This window comes from Mycobacterium sp. OAS707 (assembly GCF_014873705.1).
Classification (GTDB): domain Bacteria; phylum Actinomycetota; class Actinomycetes; order Mycobacteriales; family Mycobacteriaceae; genus Mycobacterium.
In genome coordinates, this window is sequence record NZ_JADBDS010000001.1 from 1833313 (window position 1) to 1853954 (window position 20642).

At 64.7% G+C, this 20642-nt stretch carries 23 protein-coding genes; 3 read left to right on the forward strand and 20 right to left on the reverse strand.

The window, feature by feature from the left end:
* Nucleotides 1-30 precede the first annotated feature (30 nt).
* From GGC64_RS09155 to GGC64_RS09165, 3 genes are read right to left on the reverse strand one after another with little or no spacing between them, the layout of a single operon-like run.
* Nucleotides 31-1506 (reverse strand): glycosyltransferase, encoded by a 1476-nt coding sequence (locus tag GGC64_RS09155; protein WP_192722062.1) that lies wholly within the window; start codon nt 1504-1506, stop codon nt 31-33.
* On the reverse strand, nt 1503-3026 hold the full coding sequence (locus GGC64_RS09160; RefSeq protein WP_225951221.1) for a hypothetical protein: 1524 nt from the start codon (nt 3024-3026) through the stop codon (nt 1503-1505). The genes GGC64_RS09155 and GGC64_RS09160 overlap by 4 nt, the downstream gene beginning before the upstream one ends.
* Nucleotides 3023-4915, reverse strand: coding sequence for a cellulose biosynthesis cyclic di-GMP-binding regulatory protein BcsB (locus tag GGC64_RS09165; protein ID WP_225951222.1), 1893 nt, complete (start codon nt 4913-4915; stop codon nt 3023-3025). The genes GGC64_RS09160 and GGC64_RS09165 overlap by 4 nt, the downstream gene beginning before the upstream one ends.
* Before the next feature lie 243 nt (nt 4916-5158).
* On the opposite strand from GGC64_RS09165, the gene GGC64_RS09170 reads away from it, so the two are divergent.
* A complete protein-coding gene (locus GGC64_RS09170; RefSeq protein WP_192722063.1) occupies nt 5159-5305 on the forward strand; it encodes a hypothetical protein in 147 nt (48 codons plus the stop codon).
* A gap of 48 nt (nt 5306-5353) precedes the next feature.
* On the opposite strand, the gene rpsQ is transcribed toward GGC64_RS09170, so the two are convergent.
* The 15 genes from rpsQ to GGC64_RS09245 form a co-directional block, all read right to left on the reverse strand.
* Nucleotides 5354-5650, reverse strand: coding sequence for a 30S ribosomal protein S17 (rpsQ, locus tag GGC64_RS09175; protein WP_192722064.1), 297 nt, complete (start codon nt 5648-5650; stop codon nt 5354-5356).
* Nucleotides 5651-5652: 2 nt separating this feature from the next.
* The gene (gene rpmC / locus GGC64_RS09180; RefSeq protein WP_192722065.1) at nt 5653-5886 is read right to left on the reverse strand and encodes a 50S ribosomal protein L29; all 234 of its coding nucleotides are present in this window, start codon (nt 5884-5886) and stop codon (nt 5653-5655) included.
* A complete protein-coding gene (rplP, locus tag GGC64_RS09185; RefSeq protein ID WP_067804081.1) occupies nt 5886-6302 on the reverse strand; it encodes a 50S ribosomal protein L16 in 417 nt (138 codons plus the stop codon). The genes rpmC and rplP overlap by 1 nt, the downstream gene beginning before the upstream one ends.
* A 2-nt stretch (nt 6303-6304) precedes the next feature.
* Nucleotides 6305-7162 carry a 30S ribosomal protein S3 gene (gene rpsC / locus GGC64_RS09190; protein ID WP_192722066.1) on the reverse strand — a complete coding sequence of 286 codons (858 nt, stop codon included), beginning with the start codon at nt 7160-7162 and terminating at the stop codon, nt 6305-6307.
* The gene (gene rplV / locus GGC64_RS09195) at nt 7162-7734 is read right to left on the reverse strand and encodes a 50S ribosomal protein L22 (RefSeq protein ID WP_192722067.1); all 573 of its coding nucleotides are present in this window, start codon (nt 7732-7734) and stop codon (nt 7162-7164) included. The genes rpsC and rplV overlap by 1 nt, the downstream gene beginning before the upstream one ends.
* Nucleotides 7731-8012: a 30S ribosomal protein S19 gene (rpsS, locus tag GGC64_RS09200; RefSeq protein WP_010908582.1), complete on the reverse strand. Its 282-nt coding sequence runs from the start codon at nt 8010-8012 to the stop codon at nt 7731-7733. Before rpsS ends, rplV begins: the two co-directional genes overlap by 4 nt.
* A gap of 21 nt (nt 8013-8033) precedes the next feature.
* Nucleotides 8034-8876 (reverse strand): 50S ribosomal protein L2, encoded by an 843-nt coding sequence (rplB, locus tag GGC64_RS09205; RefSeq protein WP_192722068.1) that lies wholly within the window; start codon nt 8874-8876, stop codon nt 8034-8036.
* A gap of 32 nt (nt 8877-8908) precedes the next feature.
* A complete protein-coding gene (gene rplW / locus GGC64_RS09210; RefSeq protein WP_192722069.1) occupies nt 8909-9211 on the reverse strand; it encodes a 50S ribosomal protein L23 in 303 nt (100 codons plus the stop codon).
* Nucleotides 9212-9898: a 50S ribosomal protein L4 gene (gene rplD, locus GGC64_RS09215; protein ID WP_192722070.1), complete on the reverse strand. Its 687-nt coding sequence runs from the start codon at nt 9896-9898 to the stop codon at nt 9212-9214.
* A complete protein-coding gene (rplC, locus tag GGC64_RS09220) occupies nt 9898-10551 on the reverse strand; it encodes a 50S ribosomal protein L3 (RefSeq protein WP_192722071.1) in 654 nt (217 codons plus the stop codon). Before rplC ends, rplD begins: the two co-directional genes overlap by 1 nt.
* A gap of 28 nt (nt 10552-10579) precedes the next feature.
* A complete protein-coding gene (rpsJ, locus tag GGC64_RS09225; protein WP_003883485.1) occupies nt 10580-10885 on the reverse strand; it encodes a 30S ribosomal protein S10 in 306 nt (101 codons plus the stop codon).
* A 388-nt stretch (nt 10886-11273) separates the two neighbouring features.
* The gene (locus GGC64_RS09230) at nt 11274-11627 is read right to left on the reverse strand and encodes a limonene-1,2-epoxide hydrolase family protein (protein WP_192722072.1); all 354 of its coding nucleotides are present in this window, start codon (nt 11625-11627) and stop codon (nt 11274-11276) included.
* A 57-nt stretch (nt 11628-11684) separates the two neighbouring features.
* Nucleotides 11685-13598 carry a M48 family metalloprotease gene (locus GGC64_RS09235; protein ID WP_192722073.1) on the reverse strand — a complete coding sequence of 638 codons (1914 nt, stop codon included), beginning with the start codon at nt 13596-13598 and terminating at the stop codon, nt 11685-11687.
* A 27-nt stretch (nt 13599-13625) separates the two neighbouring features.
* Complete coding sequence (locus GGC64_RS09240) at nt 13626-13985, reverse strand: nuclear transport factor 2 family protein (RefSeq protein WP_192722074.1); 360 nt, start codon at nt 13983-13985, stop codon at nt 13626-13628.
* A gap of 5 nt (nt 13986-13990) precedes the next feature.
* Nucleotides 13991-15568 carry a carboxylesterase/lipase family protein gene (locus tag GGC64_RS09245; protein ID WP_192722474.1) on the reverse strand — a complete coding sequence of 526 codons (1578 nt, stop codon included), beginning with the start codon at nt 15566-15568 and terminating at the stop codon, nt 13991-13993.
* 145 nt (nt 15569-15713) lie between these two features.
* On the opposite strand from GGC64_RS09245, the gene GGC64_RS09250 reads away from it, so the two are divergent.
* Nucleotides 15714-16949 carry a cytochrome P450 gene (locus GGC64_RS09250; protein ID WP_192722475.1) on the forward strand — a complete coding sequence of 412 codons (1236 nt, stop codon included), beginning with the start codon at nt 15714-15716 and terminating at the stop codon, nt 16947-16949.
* On the opposite strand, the gene GGC64_RS09255 is transcribed toward GGC64_RS09250, so the two are convergent.
* Nucleotides 16942-17568: a TetR/AcrR family transcriptional regulator gene (locus tag GGC64_RS09255; RefSeq protein WP_192722075.1), complete on the reverse strand. Its 627-nt coding sequence runs from the start codon at nt 17566-17568 to the stop codon at nt 16942-16944. The two genes, GGC64_RS09250 and GGC64_RS09255, sit on opposite strands and share 8 nt — an antisense overlap.
* A gap of 93 nt (nt 17569-17661) precedes the next feature.
* Between GGC64_RS09255 and GGC64_RS09260 the strand changes: the two genes are divergently transcribed.
* Nucleotides 17662-19320, forward strand: a complete 1659-nt coding sequence (locus GGC64_RS09260) for an MFS transporter (protein ID WP_192722076.1) — start codon at nt 17662-17664, stop codon at nt 19318-19320.
* Here the strand turns inward: GGC64_RS09260 and mftG are convergent.
* Nucleotides 19213-20640 (reverse strand): mycofactocin system GMC family oxidoreductase MftG, encoded by a 1428-nt coding sequence (mftG, locus tag GGC64_RS09265; protein WP_192722077.1) that lies wholly within the window; start codon nt 20638-20640, stop codon nt 19213-19215. The genes GGC64_RS09260 and mftG overlap by 108 nt on opposite strands.
* Nucleotides 20641-20642: the final 2 nt, after the last annotated feature.

Here is a 20642-nt window from a genome sequence, read left to right on the forward strand (position 1 = left end):
TCAGGCTGCGATTCGAAGATGCCCGCGCGGTCACGAGGTATCCGCGTTGTCTGGTCGTTCGGCCAACCCGTGGAAGGTCTTCTCCCAGTATGAGGGATTGCGGACCAACTGATAGCAACCCTTGGCGGCGGCCACGCTCATCATCAGCCAGAAGACGGGCACGGTCAGCGCCGCTGTGAGCAGATCGGCCCGGTCGTCTTCGCGCAACGTGATCAGATTCATGTACAGCGTCGCAGCATTGCCCAACACGAGCGCAATCAGCGCGGGAAAGTATATGTACCAGGGGAATACGGCTTCGATCGCGGCAGGCTGACCGAGAAACCACACCAGCGTGATCAACCAGAACGCGAGGTTGAGTAGCGCGATGATCGGAGTACCACCAAGGACGAGGTTGAACCGGATGAAGCTGCGCCAGCCGATCGTCCGCAGCAGTCGGACGGGACGCCGGATCTGTACCAGCCAGGTCTGCAGGTAGCCCTTGTACCAACGAGAGCGTTGCCGAATCCAGTTGATCGCGTCGCTATTGGCTTCCTCCAGAGTGCTGGAGTCGATGACGGCGGTGTGGTAACCGCGCGAAGCTATGCGCAGCCCCAGGTCGGCGTCTTCTGTGACGTTGAATGGGTCCCACGCCCCGATCTCGTCGAGAACTGCACGGCGGAGGTGATTCGACGTGCCGCCCAACGGAATAGGCGAGCTGCTTCGCATCATCCCCGGCAGCAGATATCCGAACCACAGCCGGTACTCCGCGGTGAACCACGCCGTCAGCATGTTCTGATGCCCGTTGTGGTAGACCAGCTTGGCCTGCACGCATGCGACGGTGTCGGGAAGCTGCCGGAACGCTGCCACCACTCGGCGTAGTTGCAGCGGTTCAGGCAGATCCTCGGCGTCGTAGATGGTGACGATGTCGCCTGTTGCGAAGGATAAACCGTAGTTGCAGGCCTTTGGCTTGGTGCGAGGCTCGGCCGGCGGGACGAGCAGGATGGTGATCGCGTCTGATTCCGCGGAATTGCGTGCCGCGGCAATGGTTATGTCGTCGTCGGCTTCGAGCAACAGCAACACCTGAAGCTTGTCTGCCGGGTATTGCAGCGCAGCCATTGCGCCGATGAGCTCCCCGACCACCTCAGGTTCGTTATACGCAGGAACCAGGATCGTGTACGGCGGGAGGTCGGCATCGCAGATACCAAGGGCTTTCTCGTCGGGGATGACGATGGCCCGCGCGGCCAGACCGTCGCGAAAGATCAGCAGCCGATCGGCCATGGTCAGCAGGTAGCCGACCGTACTGATGCCGACAAGGACGACCGCGGTACTCCCCGGCTGCCAGATCGCGCATCCCACCACAAGGGCCAGCAATGACCACAACGTCCATCGCTGCCACCTGACAACCGGCACCGATGCGGAGCTGACGGGATCGTCCTCTCGCAAGCCCTCGATCGCCCGCCACAGAGCGAACTGCCGTTCCTCCTCACTGATCGTGTCGGGGTCCCACTGCTTGATCTCGGTGCTCATCCGCGGTCCCCCGGCCGCCGGAATTGCGCGCTGACCAAGCCGCGACCGAATTCGGTGAGCAGGTCGGCATCCTTGAATGCCGCCCGGCGCGACTCGAGCACGGAGTTGCCCCGAAACAACAATGTGATCAGCGATCGAACCGTTCCGATCATGTCGCCGCTTGGTTCAGGAAACGGCGCGTTGGGATCGTGGTTGTCGACGGCGAAGATCGTGATCCGCTGAGCGACTTTCCTATCACCCCAGGCGAATTGAATCGAGTTCCACGTGACGAGCAGATCGTCGTCGACGACCGACATCATGCTTGCGGTCACGCCCATGCCGAGATCGATCCGCCGTGGTGCGCTGAACCTCGCACCGGTCAGCCCATACAACACCCGCGCCGGGTATACACCGAACGAGAACGGCCGACGGCTGACGAGGCTGTCCACCACCAGCGTTCGCGGGCGAGAGAGTTTGTCGAACCGAGGATCCGGAGCCGTTGCGGTCATCCACTGCCGTACCAACACGGAGTCGCCGTACAACCGTTTGACGTCGCGATAGTCCTGAAGCTGAACGGTCGCCCAACCTGGTGGAGCGATGAGCGGTTCCCCGGCAACGAGCACACCAGGACTCGGCCTGTCGACCGGTGCGGTGGTGGGATCTGTCGGAATATGAACCAGGGCCAGCGCGACGCCGACGGCAACGACGAGCGGCACACTCGACCAAACCTGCCTGGCCGCAAGCGGTTCCACCTTGCGATCAAGCAGGCGCTTGGGCTGGCCGCGACGGGCCGCCAAGTACATGACGATACCCACGACAGCGACGGCGCCGACCGTCGGCACGTATTGATACATCCAGAGCGGCGTGTCGGGCAGAAATACCCAGATCGCTGTCAGCACCGCGAAACCGAACGCCCAGGCAAGCAACGATCCCACGATTCCGCGCCGCATCGTGCGGCCCACCGCGATTCCGCTGCCGACTCCCGCGTTGAGCAACGTCGCGGCGCCTGCGGCGTAGGAGCTGCCGCCGAGAGAGATCACAAGAAGGAAGTAGGGCAACGGGAAGATCAGGAACATCATGGCCCAAACCCAGGCGAATCTGCTGACCGGCCGCAATCCGAACAACACGATGCAGCTGCTGAACACAAAGAGCCACATGGCGAGCAGATCCAGCCGGAGCAGATGGAAGTACAGCGAGTATCGGTGCAGCAGAACATTGTTCATGAGCAGGGCCAGCACCAAGCCCATCGTTCCTACGATGATGTCGACTTGTCGGTCATGTATCGGAAGCTCCGTACGGTGACGGCGGGCCACCCCTACCGCCACCAGCACGGCCACCGTCGGTACGGTCCAGGCGAAGCCACCGAGGCCGCCCACGTGTGCGGTCAAACCGATGCTGTACAGACTCTCGTGGAAGGCGATACCGGTCAATGCCGATATCAACGCCCACCGCAGGATCAGGCGAAGGGTCGGATGAACCCGTTCCCGCGGCGGCGAGTGCGATGCGGCGTCTGCAACCGGTACCGCGGTGGGCACCGTCACGATTGCGCTCGAGACCGCCTGCCGCGCAGCATGATGAGCCCGGCGGCCAACACAATCACCACGGCGATGCCTGCGCCGGCGCCGACACTCCACCACGGCACGGAAAGACTCTTGGACTCCACGACCTGCTGCGGCGCCGAGTGTGCGGTCCCGACCATCACCGGCGCATGTCCCGGTGTGGCGATGAGCGCATCGCCAGTCAATCGTGACCAGTGCTCGACGTCCGAATCGAGCCATCGCAGAAGGTCATCCAGCTGATCTGGGGCCTTGTTGGAGGTTGCGATGACGACCGTCCTGTTGCCGTCGAAAGTCGTTTGCAATGAACCGAAGCGCAATGACGGGTCGAGCTTGAGCTTGCCTTCTTGGCCTGTTCCGTCTGCGTCGGTAACGGTGATTTCACTGTCCGAATGCGCGGCGACCGGCAGGCTGATTCGCTGGTCCGTCGGTTGCTCGGCGCTGATCAGGATGGCGGGAAGCGGCGAGGTCATCGCCTCATCGAGGCTCGTCACCGCGGTATCGATGGGCAGCGCGCTCAGGCGCTGCAGTCCGACGACGATGGTCAGTGCCCGTCGGGTGTCGTCGAACGTGTTCCCCATGCCGATCTGCACCCGCGGCATGAGCGCCTGGGGTAGCGACTGAAAACCGCCAGGCACAGGCGGTTTGGCGGCGACACTCTCCACCGGGCTGTCGCCGTCGATTGTCAATGTGATCGGCTGGAATTCGCCACATCGTCCGGTGTTCCCGGTGATGTTCACGGCGACGCCAAGGCTGGTGTAGCGCTGCAGGAGTCGGTCCGGGACGTCGATCCACCGGTCGATGACCCCCGTGCCGTCGACCGGCCAGCGGTCGATGGTCTCACCGCCGATCGAAGCCACGACTTGGCCACCAACCGATGACGGGAGCGGTGTATACGATCCGCGCAAATGAACCCGGATGTCATGTGAGGGTCGCCCGAGCCGCGTCTGATCCAAGGGGATCGACACCTGCGGCGACAACGCCGTCGCGTTGACACCGGGTTGGCCGAGCTGTCGTATCGTGGTCACGTTCGGCGCCAGCTGCGGAACCGGCTTCAGCGGCCCCGCAACGGCTTTCGAGCTCAATGCGAGTCTGCCGATGTCCCCTGACAACACCCGCGTTTGATTGATCAGTTCATCGGGTGGCCCGCCGATCAGCAGCCAAGGGCTTCCATCATCACGGCCCTCGAGTTCGAGGCCACTACCCGGCCCCTGCCGGATGACGATTTGACGCTGCAGCGGGAGTGCCGGTTCCGCAGGGGCGACCTGTCCGTCCTGCAGCGGCGTCAACGAGACGACGGTGTTCTGCTTGCCGTAGTGCGCCACAACGGTCGTGGCGACCCGTATCGCAGCATCGGACTCCGCCCGCGTCGGCGATGCCGGAACGAACAACTGGAGTTCTTTCAGGACCGGCGGCAGGAAGTCGGCGATGGTTGTGGGCACGGTCTCGGCGCCCGCGAAGGAGGCGGATGCGTCGTCGAGGCGAAGGGGCACCGTCGGGTCGTAAAGGCAATAGCCCTCGAATGGGTCGAGATAGCTGTGCAGGGTGAACGTCACCGCGTTGTCGACGACAGCGGCGCCGGCCAAAGGAATCGAGACCGGCGCGCCGAAATCGGTCGGCAACGGCACCCGCGCGAGGGTGCGTTCGTCCTGTGTGACGGTGACTGTTCCGGCACGCACCCCCACCGGCAATTCGACGAGCGCGTCCAACGTCGATGGGGCAAGCCCAGGAGGTACCGGCATGGTCAGCGTTTGCGTACCTTGCAGCCCGTAGAGGGCGAGGCCGTTGTCCAAGCCCATGGACTTCAGTGCCATCACGGTCGGAGCCGGGGGCGACAAGTCTTCGCCCGGAGCCGCGGCGGCAACCGATGTCAATATTCCCAGCGCAGCGAAAGAGAGCGCCGTCGCGAAAATTGTCGCAGTATAAATTGACGACAGCGCAATATTTCGCATTCTGCGATCGTATAGCAATCAACAGGCGCGTCAATTAGCAAATTTTGCTGACTATGCCAAAAGCACTCCGCTAGGGACTTTTGGCCCTAATGCAAGTGACCATCGACCCTGGATCGCCTGGCAGCGCCTTCCTAATTTCCACTGCAACAAATGTGGAGGTGCGCAATGAGTATCGACATGACCATGCGCGTGGTTTTGCTCGGCGGTTTGGCCGCACTCATTTTCATCGCGCTCGCCATGGGGCAGGACACCTATGAGCGGCCGCACGTCCCCCGTCCCCGACAACACAGCGACGAATCGCACGACGCCTGACGACAAAAGCCCCCGGTTGAAACCGGGGGCTGGTGTCGCGCTGAAAAACTACTTGGCCTTCTCGAGCACCTCGACGAGGCGCCAGCGCTTGGTCGCCGACAGCGGTCGGGTCTCCATCAGCGAAACGCGGTCGCCGACACCGGCGTCGCCGTTCTCGTCGTGCGCCTTGACCTTCGAGGTGGTGCGGATGATCTTGCCGTAGAGCGGATGGCTCTTACGGTCTTCCAGCTCGACCACGATGGTCTTCTGCATCTTGTCCGACACCACGTAGCCGATGGCCGTCTTGCGACGACCGCGCGGCTTGTCCTGGCGCGGAGTGTGCTTGGGGCCCTTGGTTTCTGCCATTTTTACGATTCCTCACCAGCGGGCCCGGAAGCCAGGCCCAATTCACGTTCGCGCAGCACTGTGTACACACGCGCAATTTCCTGTCGCACCGTACGAAGCCGACGGTTGTTGGCGAGCTGTCCGGTCGCCATCTGGAAGCGCAGATTGAACAGCTCTTCCTTCGACTCGCGCAGCTTGTCCTTCAATTCGTCGTCGGTCAGCTCGCGAAGGTCGCCAGGAGTCACTCCCACTGCCATCAGAAATGATCCTCTCGAGTCACGATGCGTGCCTTGATCGGCAACTTGTGGATCGCGCGCGTCAGTGCGTCGCGCGCGGTCTTCTCATCGGGGTAGCTCAGCTCGAACAGCACACGGCCGGGCTTCACGTTGGCGACCCACCACTCCGGCGAACCCTTACCGGAACCCATGCGGGTTTCGGCAGGCTTCTTGGTCAGCGGACGGTCCGGGAAGATGTTGATCCACACCTTGCCGCCACGCTTGATGTGCCGGTTGATGGCGATACGAGCGGACTCGATCTGCCGGTTGGTGATGTACGCATGCTCCAGCGCCTGGATGCCATAGTCACCGAAGCTCACCGACGTACCGCCGCTGGCGATGCCACGCTGCCGTGGGTGGTGTTGCTTCCGGTGCTTGACCTTACGGGGAATCAACATGATCAGCTCTCCGTATTCTCCGTGGCCGGTGCTTGTGCAGCAGCGGCCTCGGTTGCGCCCGTCGCCTCGGCGACTGCAGGCGCGTCTTCGGTGCCGGTGGCGGCGCGGCCGGCCTCGGTGCTCGTCGCGGTGGTGCCCGACGCGCCGCTACGACGCGGGCGGGTGCCCGACGGACGCTCGCGGCGGGGACGATCGGCACCCGAAGGAACCGTCGCGGTCGCCTCGCGCTTGCCACCGACGATGTCGCCCTTGTAGATCCACACCTTCACGCCGATGCGGCCGAAGGTCGTCTTGGCCTCGTACAGGCCGTAGTCGATGTCGGCGCGCAGCGTGTGCAGCGGCACCCGGCCCTCGCGGTAGAACTCCGAGCGGCTCATCTCGGCGCCGCCGAGGCGGCCCGAGCACTGCACCCGAATGCCCTTCACGTTGGGCTGACGCATGGCCGACTGAATCGCCTTGCGCATCGCGCGACGGAACGCCACGCGATTCGAAAGCTGTTCTGCCACACCCTGAGCCACCAGCTGCGCCTGCGACTCGGGGTTCTTCACCTCGAGGATGTTCAGCTGGACCTGCTTGCCGGTCAGCTTCTCCAGGTCGGCGCGGATACGGTCAGCCTCGGTGCCACGGCGGCCGATGACGATGCCGGGACGCGCGGTGTGGATGTCAACTCGAACCCGGTCACGGGTGCGCTCGATCTCCACGTCGGCGATGCCGGCGCGCTCCAGACCGGTGGCCAGCAGCCGACGGATCGCCACGTCTTCCTTGACGTAGTCCTTGTACTGCTTGTCGGCGTACCACCGGGACTTCCAGTCGGTAGTGATACCGAGCCGGAAGCCGTGGGGATTGATTTTCTGGCCCACTACTCTGAGCCCTCCTTCGCGTCAGACGCTTCGGCAGTCTTCTTCGCGGCCGCCTTCTTGGCGGGCGCCTTCTTCGCGGCTCCGGAAGCCTTCTTGGCCGGAGCCCCGGCAGCAGCCTTGGACGCCGGCGCCTTCTTGGCCGCGGCGGCCTTGCTGCCCTGGGCACGGCGGGCGCGCGCTGCGCTGGCCGACCGACCGGCGCTGCGCTCGTCGCGTGACGGGCGGCTTTCCACGATCACCGTGATGTGACTGGTGCGCTTGCGGATTCGGAACGCACGCCCCTGGGCGCGCGGCCGGATGCGCTTGGCGGTGGGGCCACCGTCGGCGTAGATCGTCGCAACCACGAGGGTGGACGGATCCAGGCCCTCGTTGTTCTGCGCGTTGGCCGCGGCACTGGCAATCACCTTGGCGACCGGCTCGCTGGCCTCCTGCGGTGCCCACCGCAGAATGTCGAGCGCCTCGGTCACCGACTTGCCGCGCACCAGATCGATGACGCGGCGTGCCTTCGTCGGCGACATACGCACGAAGCGCGCCACCGCGGTCGCGGACGGATATTCAGTAACAGTGGTCATCGCCGTTTGGCCTTCCGGTCATCCTTGATATGACCCTTGAATGTGCGCGTCGGCGCGAACTCGCCGAGCTTGTGCCCGACCATCGCCTCGGTGACGAACACCGGGACATGCTTGCGGCCGTCGTGGACCGCGAAGGTGTGCCCGATGAAGTCGGGGATGATGGTCGAACGCCGCGACCAGGTCTTGATGACCTGCTTGGTGTTCTTCTCGTTCTGGACGTCGACCTTCTTGAGCAGATGGTCGTCGACGAACGGACCCTTCTTAAGGCTGCGTGGCATATTCCTGTCCCTGGCTAACTCTTACCGGTGGTGCTTCTTGCCGGTGCGCCGGCGTCGGACGATGAGCTTGTCGCTCGGCTTGTTCGCCTTGCGGGTACGGCCCTCTGGCTTGCCCCACGGGCTGACCGGGTGACGGCCGCCGGAGGTCTTACCCTCGCCACCGCCGTGCGGGTGGTCGACCGGGTTCATCACGACACCACGGACGGTGGGGCGCTTGCCCTTCCACCGCATACGGCCGGCCTTGCCCCAGTTGATGTTGGCCTGCTCGGCATTGCCGACCTCGCCGACGGTGGCGCGGCAGCGCACGTCGACGCGACGGATCTCACCGGACGGCATACGCAGCGAGGCGTAGGTGCCTTCCTTACCCAGCAGCTGGATGCTCGCGCCGGCGGAGCGCGCCATCTTCGCGCCGCCGCCGGGCCGCAGCTCCACAGCGTGGATCACGGTGCCCGACGGGATGTTGCGCAGCGGCAGGTTGTTGCCGGGCTTGATGTCGGCGTTGGCACCCGACTCAACGATGTCACCCTGCGAAAGTCCCTGCGGCGCAATGATGTAGCGCTTCTCGCCGTCGAGGTAGTGCAGCAGCGCGATGTTCGCAGTGCGGTTGGGGTCGTACTCGATGTGCGCGACCTTGGCGTTGACGCCGTCCTTGTCGTGGCGACGGAAGTCGATCACGCGGTACGCACGCTTGTGGCCGCCGCCCTTGTGCCGGGTGGTGATCCGACCGTGCGCGTTGCGACCGCCCTTGCCGTGCAGCGGACGAACCAGCGACTTCTCCGGGTGATCGCGAGTGATCTCGGCGAAATCGGAGACGCTGGCACCGCGACGACCCGGGGTCGTCGGCTTGTACTTGCGAATTCCCATGATTGGTTAGGTCTCTCTGCGTTATCCGCCGGCTAGGCCGGAGCTCCGAACAAATCGATCGGCTTGCTACCCGCGGCCAGCGTGACGATGGCGCGCTTGGTGTTCTTGCGCTTACCGAAGCCGGCGCGGGTGCGCTTGCGCTTGCCCTGCCGGTTGAGGGTGTTCACCGACGCGACCTCGACCTTGAAGATCTTCTCGATCGCGATCTTGATCTGCGTCTTGTTCGAGTCGGGGTGCACGACGAACGTGTACACGTTGTCCTCGATCAGCCCGTAGGACTTCTCGGAGATGACCGGGGACAGGATGATGTCGCGGGGATCAGTCACGGTTGCCATCTACGCCGACACCTCCACAGTGCTGTCTTCGGTCTTGGTGCTGGCGCTGATGTAGTTGTTCAGCGCCTCGACGCTGAACACCACGTCGTCGGCCTTCAGCACGTCGTAGGTGTTGAGCTGGTCCGGCGAGAGGATGTGCACACCGGGCAGGTTGCGCGCGCTCAGTGCACTGGTCTCATCGGCACGCCCGATCACAACCAACACCTTGTTGTTTTCGGCCGTGCGCTCGCCCGTCAGCGTGGCCAGGAACGCCTTGGCGCTCTTGGTCGACGGAGCCTGACCCTCCACCAACTCGGTGATGGCGTGGATGCGGCCGTTGCGTGCCCGGTCCGACAGCGCCCCGCGCAGGGCGGCGGCGATCATCTTCTTGGGCGTGCGCTGGCTGTAGTCGCGCGGCTGCGGGCCGTGGACGGTGCCACCGCCGGTGAACTGCGGAGCACGCGTCGAACCCTGACGGGCACGACCAGTTCCCTTCTGGCGGTAGGGCTTCTTGCCGCCGCCGCGGACCTCGCCGCGTGTCTTGGTCGCGTGCGTGCCCTGCCGCTTGGCGGCCAGTTGCGCCTCGACAACCTGATGCATCAGCGCGATGTTCGGCTCGACGTCGAACAGCTCGGCGGGCAGCTCGACAGAGCCGTCCTTCTTGCCGGCCGGGGTGTGGACGTCGATCTTAAGAGTCTTGGCAGCCATTACTTCTCGCCTCGCTTGATTGCGCTGCGGACCGCTACGAGTCCGCCGTTGCGTCCGGGAATCGCACCCTTGATCAACAGCACGCCGTTCTCGGCATCGACCTTGTGTACCAACAGGTTCTGCGTCGTCACGCGGTCGTTGCCCATCCGGCCCGACATGCGCGTGCCCTTGAACACCCGGCCCGGGGTGGCGCAGCCTCCGATGGATCCGGGACGACGGTGCACGGCCTGGGCGCCGTGGCTGGCGCCCTGGCCCTTGAAGCCGTGGCGCTTCATGGTGCCCGCGAAACCCTTGCCCTTGGAGGTGCCGGTTACGTCGACAAAGGCGCCGTCGGTGAAGATCTCGGCGGTCAGCTCCTGACCGACCTCGTACTCCGCTGCGGCAGCCTCGTCGTCGAGACGAAACTCGGCGATGTGACGGCGCGGGTTGACGCCCGCCGCGGCGTACTGACCGGACAGGGGCTTGTTGACCTTGCGGGGGCTGATCTCGCCGTAGGCGAGTTGCACCGCGCTGTAGCCGTCGCGCTCCGGCGTGCGGATCATCGTCACGACATTGGGACCGGCCTTGACGACCGTCACCGGCACGACCTTGTTGTTCTCGTCGAACACCTGCGTCATGCCCAGCTTGGTGCCCAGAATGCTCTTTCTAGCCATTTCTCTTGGGATCTCCTACTGGAATGACTTATTGGATATTGACGTCGACACTGGCCGGCAGATCGATGCGCATCAGGGCGTCAACGGTCTTCGGCGTCGGGTCGAGGATGTCGATCAGTCGCTTGTGCGTACGCATCTCGAAGTGCTCCCGCGAGTCCTTGTACTTATGCGGGGACCGGATGACGCAGTACACGTTCTTCTCAGTCGGCAGCGGCACAGGGCCAACCACGCTGGCGCCGGTACGGGTGACCGTCTCCACGATCTTGCGTGCCGAGGCGTCAATTGCCTCGTGGTCGTAGGCCTTGAGCCTGATGCGGATCTTCTGTCCCGCCACGCTTCTCCTACCTCACTACTACTGGGCCCCTTCCGGGGCCGCTTCCGTCCGGCGCACTCGCCGGCTGAGCCGGCGATTTAGCTTCGCGCTGGTATGCCGCCGCTGTTTATCTGTCTGTGGTTCACCGATCCCCGCGGTCGGGCGTGTCGCCCTCACGCACACTCAGCCGCGGCGGAAATCGTCGCGATCGAGGTGGGGACCGGATGCGCCCGTTCAGGCGCTGGTCGTATGCCCCGGCCAGGCGCGAACCCGGCTCAAGGCAACCCGAACAGTATGCCTTAGATGCCGGCCTCATCCAAATCTCTGGCCATGGGCAACCGTCGGCGACCTTACTCCAGAGTAAGGTAGCCACTCGCGGCGGCTCCGACCACCACTTATCGGCGTTGCGCTACGAGGTACTGACGGGTGTGAAGTACTCGCGCCATGCGGTGATCTTTTGATCCTTGACCTCGTAGGCACCCATCACCGGCCAATGCATCTCTTTCCCGTCCACGATCCAGTGGTCGTCACGCTCCATCAACACGACATCGCCGTCGACTGCGACGTAGAGAATCTTCAGGTCGACGCACGTTCCGCGAGAGAAGTAGGCCTCCATCGTCTTGCGAATCGCGTCGCGACCGGAAACCGGCGGATACGGGCCGACATAAAGCGTCAGATCGTCAGCGAAGTGGCTCATCACTTCGTCGACATCGTTGCGGCCCCATGCGGCCAACTCGGCGCGAACAATTTCCTCGGCGCTCACGATCCCCCCAATCGAGAAGTCAGACGCACTGGAGCGTAGCTCGCGTGCTCATTGAGGTCAGGGTTCGACCGTGTACCGGTCGCCCAGGTAGTGGGTGAGCACCAGCCATATCTGACCCTGGCCGTGTGCGGTGAAGTACCAACGCACGGTTGTGGTCGAGCCGTCGGTGGCCTCGATTCGCACGCGGCGTGCGAACCGGCCGTCGCGTGCCACGGCCGAGGTGATCTCGCCCCACCGAAAGTGCCGGGCTCCCTCGGCGAGCACTTGAGCCGGTTCCCGATTGAGCAGCCTCTTGGCGTAAACGCGCCCCTCGTTGCGAAAACTCTGCGCCGCAAACGACGCCGCCCAGCGATCCTCGAGGCGCGGTTTGCAGATCAGTACGCCACTGTCGGCGATACCGAGGACGCGGCACCGGGAGAAGCGGGAAATCTTGACCGGTGCGAGTACGCCGAACCATTGAGTCGGCTCGGCAGGCGGCTGTTCGTCTTCCTGCTCGACGGGAGGAAACTCGATGTCGCGACGAACCTGATGGTTGTCGAGCCAGGTTTCAAACGCGGCTACTGCATCGTCGTCCGCGCCGAGCGCCTCGTAGGCGGGAGTCCATGGATCGAGCGATTCGCCGCTTTCGTCGACAAGCCGCGGCGGGCCGTTCCAGTCCAGCACATAGCGAGCGGAGCCCTGCTCGAGGAGTCTGTGCGCGATCACATCCCCCAACGCCGTTGCGGCGGTGGTCCGCGCGGCCTCGCTCTCGCCGCCGCTTTCGGTTACCGCGCACAGCAGCGCCTGCGTCCGCCCCTCATTGATCGCAGTGATTACCCCACCCAGGGTCGGAATCGAAACTCCATGCTTGGCAGCCGCATTCAACAGAACCCGGGCGTTGTGCTCGGACTTGGCGCTACCGGCCAGTGCCGCTATCTCGTCGAATGTCGTTGCCGCCAGCCCCGACTGGCGGTAGATCACCTCGCCGAACTGAGCGAGGTCGGCTTGCGGGTCGCTGAGCAAGGTCGTGGCGGGGCCGGAAGTGTCTTGCTCTCCACTGGTCCCAATGCGGTCAAAGGCCGCCAATCGCTTGCTAATCGACGGGTGGCTGTCGTAGATCGACTGCGGTGGATCTTCCGGGTTCGCCTTCACCTTGGCCAGCTGGCGCTGTCGCTCCGGGGCCGCCAGGAAGCACCGGAACCCGTCGAACAAGTCGTGCGGTCTGCTGCCTTCAGCCATGCCGGTGTTCACGTACAGCATGAGGAAGTACTCCCACGCCGGATCGAGGGCTGTGCCCTGACGAAGCGCCTCGGCCGCAGTGTCGGCGCCGACAACTTCGGCGCTGAGTTGATCGGCCTCGAACTCCTGGCGGCGGTTGACCGTCTGTGCGACAGCGATGTAGAGGCGCGCGTACAGCCACAGCGGGATACGTACGACACTGTCGTCGAGTTCGGTGAGGACCTTCGCGATGGCTTCCATGCCGCGGTACGTGAGTGCTGCCAGCGCCGTGTGACGGGCGCTGTAGTGGCCGAGTTCGTGCGCCAGCACGGAGCGCAGCTGCTCGCGACTGAGACCGACGAGCAGCGGTGCGCCGATGTACATCTTGCGCCGTCCGCCGACGAGTCCCAGCAGTGAGGTCTCTTCTGCGACAGCGGCGTTCGCGCCGGTGACAAGCTGGATCTCGTCGGGAGGCCGCGTACCAGCGAATGCCGCGAGTTCACGTACCTCCCGCCACAACTTCGGCTGTTGCGCCTCGTCGAGGGCGAGGCCGATCTGATCCTGAGCCTTCGCGTCCTGTTGTGAGAACATTGTTCGGCCGACGGCGATCGCCACACCGCCAGCCAGGATCCAGCACACGGCCGCGAGGCCGATGCCCCACGCGGACACCAGCAGGCTGCCCACATACACCAGCGTCATGACGATGCCCAGAGCGACCACATAGAAGCCGACGAGCAGACCGACTGCGAGCAGAGCTTGAACTCTGTACTTCATTTCCCCCCCAGGAAAATCGGTGCCGAATCAACCGTGCAGATACGTCCCGTGGCCCTCGCGCACCAGGCCGTCGGCGTCGAAGGTCAGCACCTCGTTGACCAGTTCGCCGCGGTGGTTGCGGTAGTTGATCACCAGCGTCGACTCACCGCGGTACACGCCGACGATGTCAAAGTGCAGCTCCGGAAAGGCCTTCAGCGCAACCGTCCAGTAGTCGCGCAGCGCTGCCTTGCCTCGCACCACTCCCCCGCTTCCGGGGACGACGCGTGCCGCCACCGGCGACGTGAACAGCACATCGTCGCGGAAGTGCGCGAGCACCGCCTCGACATCGTGCGCATTCCATGCCCGCACCCACTGGTCCGCATAACCGTTGGGGTCGGGAGTCGGCATCGCCGTCAGCCTTTCACGCTAGCCCAGAACGCGCACTGGTGGGATTCGTCGTAGTCGGTGATCACTGTGCTCCCACCCGGCTGAAACGACAACCGATTTTTGTCGGCGCCGAATGCAGGCCACTGCCCACCCGGTTCGGTCGTTCGCACGAAATGCGCCCAGTAGTCGATCATTTGGTCAGACAAGACCTGCTGGGCAGGGTTGAGCGGCGGCGCACCGCCCATGTCGAACAGGTAGCGCAGTTCCAGGGAATGGCTTGCGCCGACTGGGAACGGCACTGTGCGCAGCGGATCGGGTGCCGGCGCATCGCGGTCATTGAACTCGTAGGCGTAGACGGACCCTTTGCGCTGCATTGCCTCGGCCATCCGATCCGACGGGCACGCGAACACCCCATCGGTGACCGCCGCCGAATATGCAAGGGGCGCACCACCGTAACGCTGCAATGGGTAATGGGCCTCGACGGCAGCCGCGTTGGCGCCGAACGTCTCGGCCAGCAGTTGTGGGTACCCCTCGGTGCTGTACTCGGCGTGCCGCAGGTACTGCAGGGCGACGAATAACGTGAATTCGTCGCGGTTGGTGCCGATCAGCACCGGCACGCGCGCCGTGCGGCCTTCGACGGATCCGGCGACCGGATCGACCGGCAGTCGCTTTGTACCGGTGACGGGACCGCTGAGCTTGTCGGCGCCGATGCGGTAGTACCAAACCGGCTCGCGTAGCTTGCCGGGCGGCAGAGCGCGCAGGCACTGGGCCGCGGATTGCGGTTCGCCACAGCCAAGTTCGGCCGCGTAGTCGAGGCTGGCCTGCTGCGCCTGCGCGAGCGGCAGCTGCGCCTGGCACGGTCCGCTCTGAATGATCGCCGCCCGGAACAGCCCAGCCGATTCCGGCGCAACCAGGTGGTCACATACCGACATGCCACCGGCAGACTCACCAGCCAGTGTCACCTTGCCCGGATCGCCGCCGAAGTCGGCGATGTTGTCGCGCACCCAGCGCAGCGCAGCCTGCTGATCGGCGAGGCCGTAATTACCGACATCGCCCGGCGACCCCAGCGCCGGATGCGCGAGGAACCCCATCGCGCCCAGCCGGTAATTGATGGTGACGACGATCATGTCGCCCCGCTCGGCGAGCCACCGCGCGTCGTAGATTCCTCCGCTGCCGTTGATGAACGCGCCACCGTGAATCCACACCATCACCGGCAAGGGCCCGCCACCCCGGCCGACGGGCGGTGTCCAGACGTTCAGTGTCAGGCAGTCCTCGTCGGTTTGCCGCCCGAATTCCGGGTCGCCACCGGGATCCTGAAGGCACCGCGGTCCGGGGCGGGTCGCGTCGCGCACCCCTTGCCATGCGGCAGCCGGTGCCGGGGGCTGCCACCTCAGCGGCCCGAGTGGCGGTGCGGCATAAGGGATTCCGGCGAACAGCCGGTGATCGGAGGCGACGACGCCGCGCAGCGCCCCTGCGCTAGTGTGAACCACGGCGGGATCTGAGGGATGCGGCGGAACGGCGGTCTTCGGCGGTTCACCGTCACCGCGGGCGCACCCCACAGCCAGCACCACACTCAAGGCGAGCGTCAGCAGGCGGCGAAGCATTTGGGACGGCACGCCCTTAGAGCCTAGCGGCGTCTGACTCACCCGCCCCTTCCCACAGGTGGCCCGCATCACATAGACTCCAAACTTGACACCCGTCAAGTCCGGGAATACCGGAGGTGAGGAGCCCGAATTGAGCACGCCGACGATGGACGACGCCGCCAAAGTCCTGGCCGATCCCACCGCCTATGCCGACGACGAACGACTGCACGCGGCGCTGACCCATCTGCGGGCGAACAACCCCGTCGCCTGGGTGGACAACCCGCCCTACCGGCCGTTCTGGGCGATCACCAAGCACGCCGACATCATGGCCATCGAACGGGACAACAACCTGTTCCTGTCCGAGCCGCGACCCCTGCTGGCCACCGCCGAGGTCGACGACGTGTTGAAGGCTCAGCAGGAGGCCGGGTTGGGCATCCGCACGCTGATCCACATGGACGATCCCCACCACCGCAAAGTACGGGCGATCGGCGCGGATTGGTTCCGACCGAAGGCCATGCGCGATCTCAAGGTGCGCGTCGACGAACTGGCGAAGCGCTACGTCGATATGATGCGCGACATCGGCCCCGAGTGCGACTTCGTCGAAGCAGTGGCGGTGAACTTTCCTCTCTACGTGATCCTTTCGCTCCTCGGCCTGCCCGAGGAGGACTTCCCTCGCATGATGAAGCTGACGCAGGAGATGTTCGGCGGCGAGGACGAGGAACACCGGCGCGGGGATTCGACCGAGGATCTGCTGGCGGTGCTGGCCGACTTCTTCAACTACTTCTCGGCGTTGACGGCCTCCCGTCGCGCCACCCCGACCGAGGACCTGGCATCGGCAATTGCCAACGGCCGCATCGACGGTGAATACATGTCGGACATGGACACCCTGTCCTACTACGTGATCATTGCCAGTGCCGGCCACGACACGACCAAGGACGCGATCTCCGGTGGCCTGCTGGCATTGATCGAGAACCCGGGCGAACTGGATCGACTGCGCCAGAACATGGATCTGATGCCGACGGCGGTCGAGGAGATGATCCGGTGGGCCACACCGGTCAAGGAGTTCATGCGCACCGCTGCCGAGGACACCGTCGTTCGCGGCGTGCCGATCGCCAAGGGCAAATCCGTCTACCTCGCATACGTTTCAGGTAACCGGGATGAAGAGGTGTTCGACGAACCGTTCCGCTTCGACGTCGGCCGCGATCCGAACCGCCACGTCGCGTTCGGATACGGTGTGCACTTCTGCCTCGGCGCCGCGCTGGCCCGGATGGAGATGAACAGCCTCTTCACCGAACTGATCCCACGGCTGGAATCGATCGAACTGGCTGGTGAGCCGGAGCTGACGGCCACCACATTCGTCGGCGGTCTCAAGCACCTGCCGATCCGCTACTCGCTCAGGTGATCTTGCGCCGCTTCTTGGCGTGGGTGGCCAAGAACCCGTCGACGGCGATCTCGGCGCATCCGCGGTAGTCGAAATCGGCTACGGTGGAGAGCCTTCCGAGGATCAACGGTCCGATCAGCAATGCGATTGCCTGGACGCGGTCGACCTCGCCGAGCTCCGCCACAGCCCGCGGGCTGTCGAAGATGGCGTCGAACGGCGCCGAGTAGAACTGGATGATCTTGGTCCGCAAAGTGCCGACCGCATCCGAATCCGGTTGGCGCACATCGGAATAATTCCCCGCTGCCGGCCCTGACGCCAACCAGGTCATCGCGGCGAGCGTGGTTGGCGCCTCGGCGATCGCCTCGGCCCACCCCACCACCACAGCGATCAACTGATCGCGCGTCGTGCCTTCTACTGGCGGCATCGGCGCGGGTTGCAACAGGCTCGCGAATGCCGCGGCTAGTAGGTCGTTGGCGCTCGGAAAGTGGCGATACAGCGTGGCCCGTGCGACGTTGGCGCTGCGGGTGACTGCGTCGATCGTGACCGCGCTGGGGCCGCCCGACCGCAACAGCGCGGTCGCGGCATCGAGCAATCGCGCCCGCGACCGGGCCGGTCGGGGATCACTCCCGATGGCCGCCATCCGTTTACACCACCTCCCACGTGGGAACAAGACTATCGGTCTCGCTACGAGACTGTTAGTCTCGAAACTATCCACTTAAGGAGAACGCCGCTGATGGTCGACACCCTCGCTCGATCCGATCAGGATATCGACGGTGGCGTCGCCTCCCTCTCGAACCGCGCCCGGTTCTGGTTGTTGACGGTCGCCGCGCTCGACGTGCTGCTGGTGATCTCGTCCATGGTGGCGCTGAATGCGGCGCTGCCCGACATGGCGGTACAAACCGCCGCGACACAGACACAGCTGACATGGATCGTCGACGGTTACACCCTGGTGCTGGCGTGCCTGTTGCTGCCTGCAGGAGCGATCGGCGATCGGTACGGCCGCCGCGGCGCACTGCTCGTCGGACTCGCGATCTTCGCCGTCGCTTCCGTTTCACCGACCGTCTTCGACAGCCCGGTTCAGATCATCGTCGCGCGCGCGGCCGCAGGGCTGGGCGCCGCGTTCATCATGCCCGCGACACTGTCGCTGCTGACCGCTGCGTTCCCGCGCTCCGAGCGCAACAAGGCCGTTGGCATCTGGGCAGGCGTCGCAAGCTCAGGAGCGGTAGTCGGGTTCATGGGCGCCGGCCTTCTACTCAAGTACTTCTCCTGGCCGTCCATCTTCTACGGGTTCGCCGCCTCGGCCCTCGTACTATTCATCGCCACCTGCACGATCTCCTCATCGCGTGACGAGACCGCTACCCCACTGGACTGGCTCGGGGCGGTGCTGATCGGCGGCGCGGTGGCGGTGTTCGTGTTCGGAGTCGTTGAGGCACCGGTACGCGGCTGGACGCACCCCGTCGTGTGGGGCTGCATGTCGCTCGGCGTCGTGCTGGCTGTGGTGTTCGCGGTGGTCGAACTGAGGCGTGAACATCCTCTGCTCGACATCCGCCTTTTCGGTAGGCCCGACTTCGCGACCGGCGCGGTAGGCATCACCTGCCTGTTCTTCGCGAATTTCGGATTCTTTTTCGTCTCAATGCAATACATGCAGTTGATCCTCGGCTACAGCCCGCTGCAGACTGCCTTCGCGCTCACCCCGTTGGCGGTACCCATCATGGTTCTCGGCGCGACACTGCATCTGTACCTACCGAAGATCGGACTGCGAACAGCAGTCGCGCTCGGTCTGTTTCTGATCGGCGCAGGCCTGTTCTGCATGCGCTACCTCGACGCAGGGTCGGCATACATCGACATGGTCTGGCCGTTCCTGATCGTGAGCACAGGCATCGGCTTATGCGTCGCGCCAACGACTTCGGCGATCATGAACGCGGTTCCCGACGAGAAGCAGGGCGTCGCTTCTGCGGTCAACGACACCACGCGTGAAGTCGGCGCCGCGGTCGGGATCGCCGTCGCCGGATCGGTCCTCGCCGCCCAGTACAACGATGTGCTCCGACCAGCCCTGGCCGGCTTGCCCGACCAGGTCCGCGAATCGGCCCTCGATTCGCTCGCCCATGCGCTGGCGGTCGCCGACCAGATGGGGCCGCAGGGAACGAGACTGGCCGACCTCGCCGAGTCTGCGTTCATCCAGTCGATGGACTTATCGCTGTTGGTCATCGCCGCCACCGTGATGGTTGCGTCGGCATTCGTCGCGGTGTGGGCGCCCGGCCGCAACGGAAAACAGTTCGGATTCCTACGCAACGACGACGAAGTCAGCGGCCCGGTGACCGATCATCACGATGGTGGCGTGCGGTCCCCTGCTGGTGATGGCGGGAAGCACCGAGCCGTCGACGACCCATAGCTGCTCGACCCCGTGGACTCGACACTGAGTGTCGACGACCGCGTCGGAGTTGACGCCCATCGGGGCCGTCCTCGCAAGGTGCTGCGAGGTTGACCACGAAACGGGACCCACTTGCGCTGTCTCGCCGACCAATTCGCGCGCCAACTCGGCGCCATCGGTCAGCTTGGCGACATCGGCCGGCGAAGCGTCGTAGTGGTGTTCGATGATCGGACCGACGTCAGGGTCAGCAGACGCGAGCGTCACGCTGCCGCGGGACTCGGGCCGCATCAGCGCGACCCCGATGTGGGGATGGTCGCCGGGATCGTCGCGCCGGCCGCTGACCATTGCACCGAATCCTGCTGTGTACGGCCGGATCTCGAGCTCGTCGGTCGTCAGCACCGCCTCGAGCGGAGGCAGTCCGTGGGTTTCCGTCCAGTTGACCGGCAACACCCATTCGGGATGGTCAACACAGGCCGCGCCGACAGGCAGGTCAGCGAGCACCGGTACGCCTGCCGCCCGTAGTGCACCCTGCGGGCCGATGCCGGACAGCATCATCAGATGCGCCGATCCTATTGCGCCGGCAGACAACACGATTCGATCCGCACTGAGAACCGAAACACCGTCCGGCCCGACGCATTCGACACCGATGGCCGTGTCACCGGCAAACCGCACTCGGGTGACCCTGGTGTTCGTCAGCAGCGTGAGGTTGGTCCGGCCGACTGCGGGCTTCAGATACGCCCCGCCGGGCCCCACCCTTGTTCCGCCGTTGATGTTCAGTGGCACCGCGCCGACTCCCGGCGGTAACGCTCCATCTGAGGTGGCGCCGTTGAGGTCATCGATCCACCGGTAGCCGGCCTGCCCTGAGGCCTGCACGAAAGACGCTGTGCAGCCGTCGAATTCGGACACCCGGCGAACCAGAATAGGCCCGTCTGATCCGTGCACGGGGGTATCGAAGTCGAGATCGGTTTCGATCGCCCGAAAATGCGGCAGGACATCTTCCCATTTCCAGCCCGGCAGACCCCAGCCGTTGAAATCCGTTGGCAGCCCGCGACAGAAGTAGCCGCCGTTCACGGCGCCCGACCCGCCGACCACGGCGCCACGCATTATCTGTGCGTGCCGTTTGGGCTCGTCGGTCAGCGTCGTCGGGTAGCGCCGCACCACCGAGCTTGCGGTCCCGATCGGCAACCTCAGCCCGTCGGTGATTTGCGCGAGCACCCGAGGATCCGACGGGGTTGGCCCGGCCTCCACCACCGTCACTTGGCACTGCGGATCGGCGGAAAGGCGTTCGGCCAGAACGGACCCAGCGCTGCCCGCACCGACGATCAGCACGTCGCTATGCAAGG

What these genes read in the sequence shown, in the direction of transcription:
- GGC64_RS09155 (WP_192722062.1), bottom strand. Translation starts at nt 1,506, where the DNA reads ATGAGCACCGAGATCAAGCAGTGGGACCCCGACACGATCAGTGAGGAG.
- GGC64_RS09170 (WP_192722063.1), top strand. Translation starts at nt 5,159, where the DNA reads ATGAGTATCGACATGACCATGCGCGTGGTTTTGCTCGGCGGTTTGGCC.
- rpsQ (WP_192722064.1), bottom strand. Translation starts at nt 5,650, where the DNA reads ATGGCAGAAACCAAGGGCCCCAAGCACACTCCGCGCCAGGACAAGCCG.
- rpmC (WP_192722065.1), bottom strand. Translation starts at nt 5,886, where the DNA reads ATGGCAGTGGGAGTGACTCCTGGCGACCTTCGCGAGCTGACCGACGAC.
- rplP (WP_067804081.1), bottom strand. Translation starts at nt 6,302, where the DNA reads ATGTTGATTCCCCGTAAGGTCAAGCACCGGAAGCAACACCACCCACGG.
- rplV (WP_192722067.1), bottom strand. Translation starts at nt 7,734, where the DNA reads ATGACCACTGTTACTGAATATCCGTCCGCGACCGCGGTGGCGCGCTTC.
- rpsS (WP_010908582.1), bottom strand. Translation starts at nt 8,012, where the DNA reads ATGCCACGCAGCCTTAAGAAGGGTCCGTTCGTCGACGACCATCTGCTC.
- rplB (WP_192722068.1), bottom strand. Translation starts at nt 8,876, where the DNA reads ATGGGAATTCGCAAGTACAAGCCGACGACCCCGGGTCGTCGCGGTGCC.
- rplW (WP_192722069.1), bottom strand. Translation starts at nt 9,211, where the DNA reads ATGGCAACCGTGACTGATCCCCGCGACATCATCCTGTCCCCGGTCATC.
- rplD (WP_192722070.1), bottom strand. Translation starts at nt 9,898, where the DNA reads ATGGCTGCCAAGACTCTTAAGATCGACGTCCACACCCCGGCCGGCAAG.
- rplC (WP_192722071.1), bottom strand. Translation starts at nt 10,551, where the DNA reads ATGGCTAGAAAGAGCATTCTGGGCACCAAGCTGGGCATGACGCAGGTG.
- GGC64_RS09235 (WP_192722073.1), bottom strand. Translation starts at nt 13,598, where the DNA reads ATGAAGTACAGAGTTCAAGCTCTGCTCGCAGTCGGTCTGCTCGTCGGC.
- GGC64_RS09240 (WP_192722074.1), bottom strand. Translation starts at nt 13,985, where the DNA reads ATGCCGACTCCCGACCCCAACGGTTATGCGGACCAGTGGGTGCGGGCA.
- GGC64_RS09245 (WP_192722474.1), bottom strand. Translation starts at nt 15,568, where the DNA reads ATGCTTCGCCGCCTGCTGACGCTCGCCTTGAGTGTGGTGCTGGCTGTG.
- GGC64_RS09250 (WP_192722475.1), top strand. Translation starts at nt 15,714, where the DNA reads ATGGACGACGCCGCCAAAGTCCTGGCCGATCCCACCGCCTATGCCGAC.
- GGC64_RS09255 (WP_192722075.1), bottom strand. Translation starts at nt 17,568, where the DNA reads ATGGCGGCCATCGGGAGTGATCCCCGACCGGCCCGGTCGCGGGCGCGA.
- GGC64_RS09260 (WP_192722076.1), top strand. Translation starts at nt 17,662, where the DNA reads ATGGTCGACACCCTCGCTCGATCCGATCAGGATATCGACGGTGGCGTC.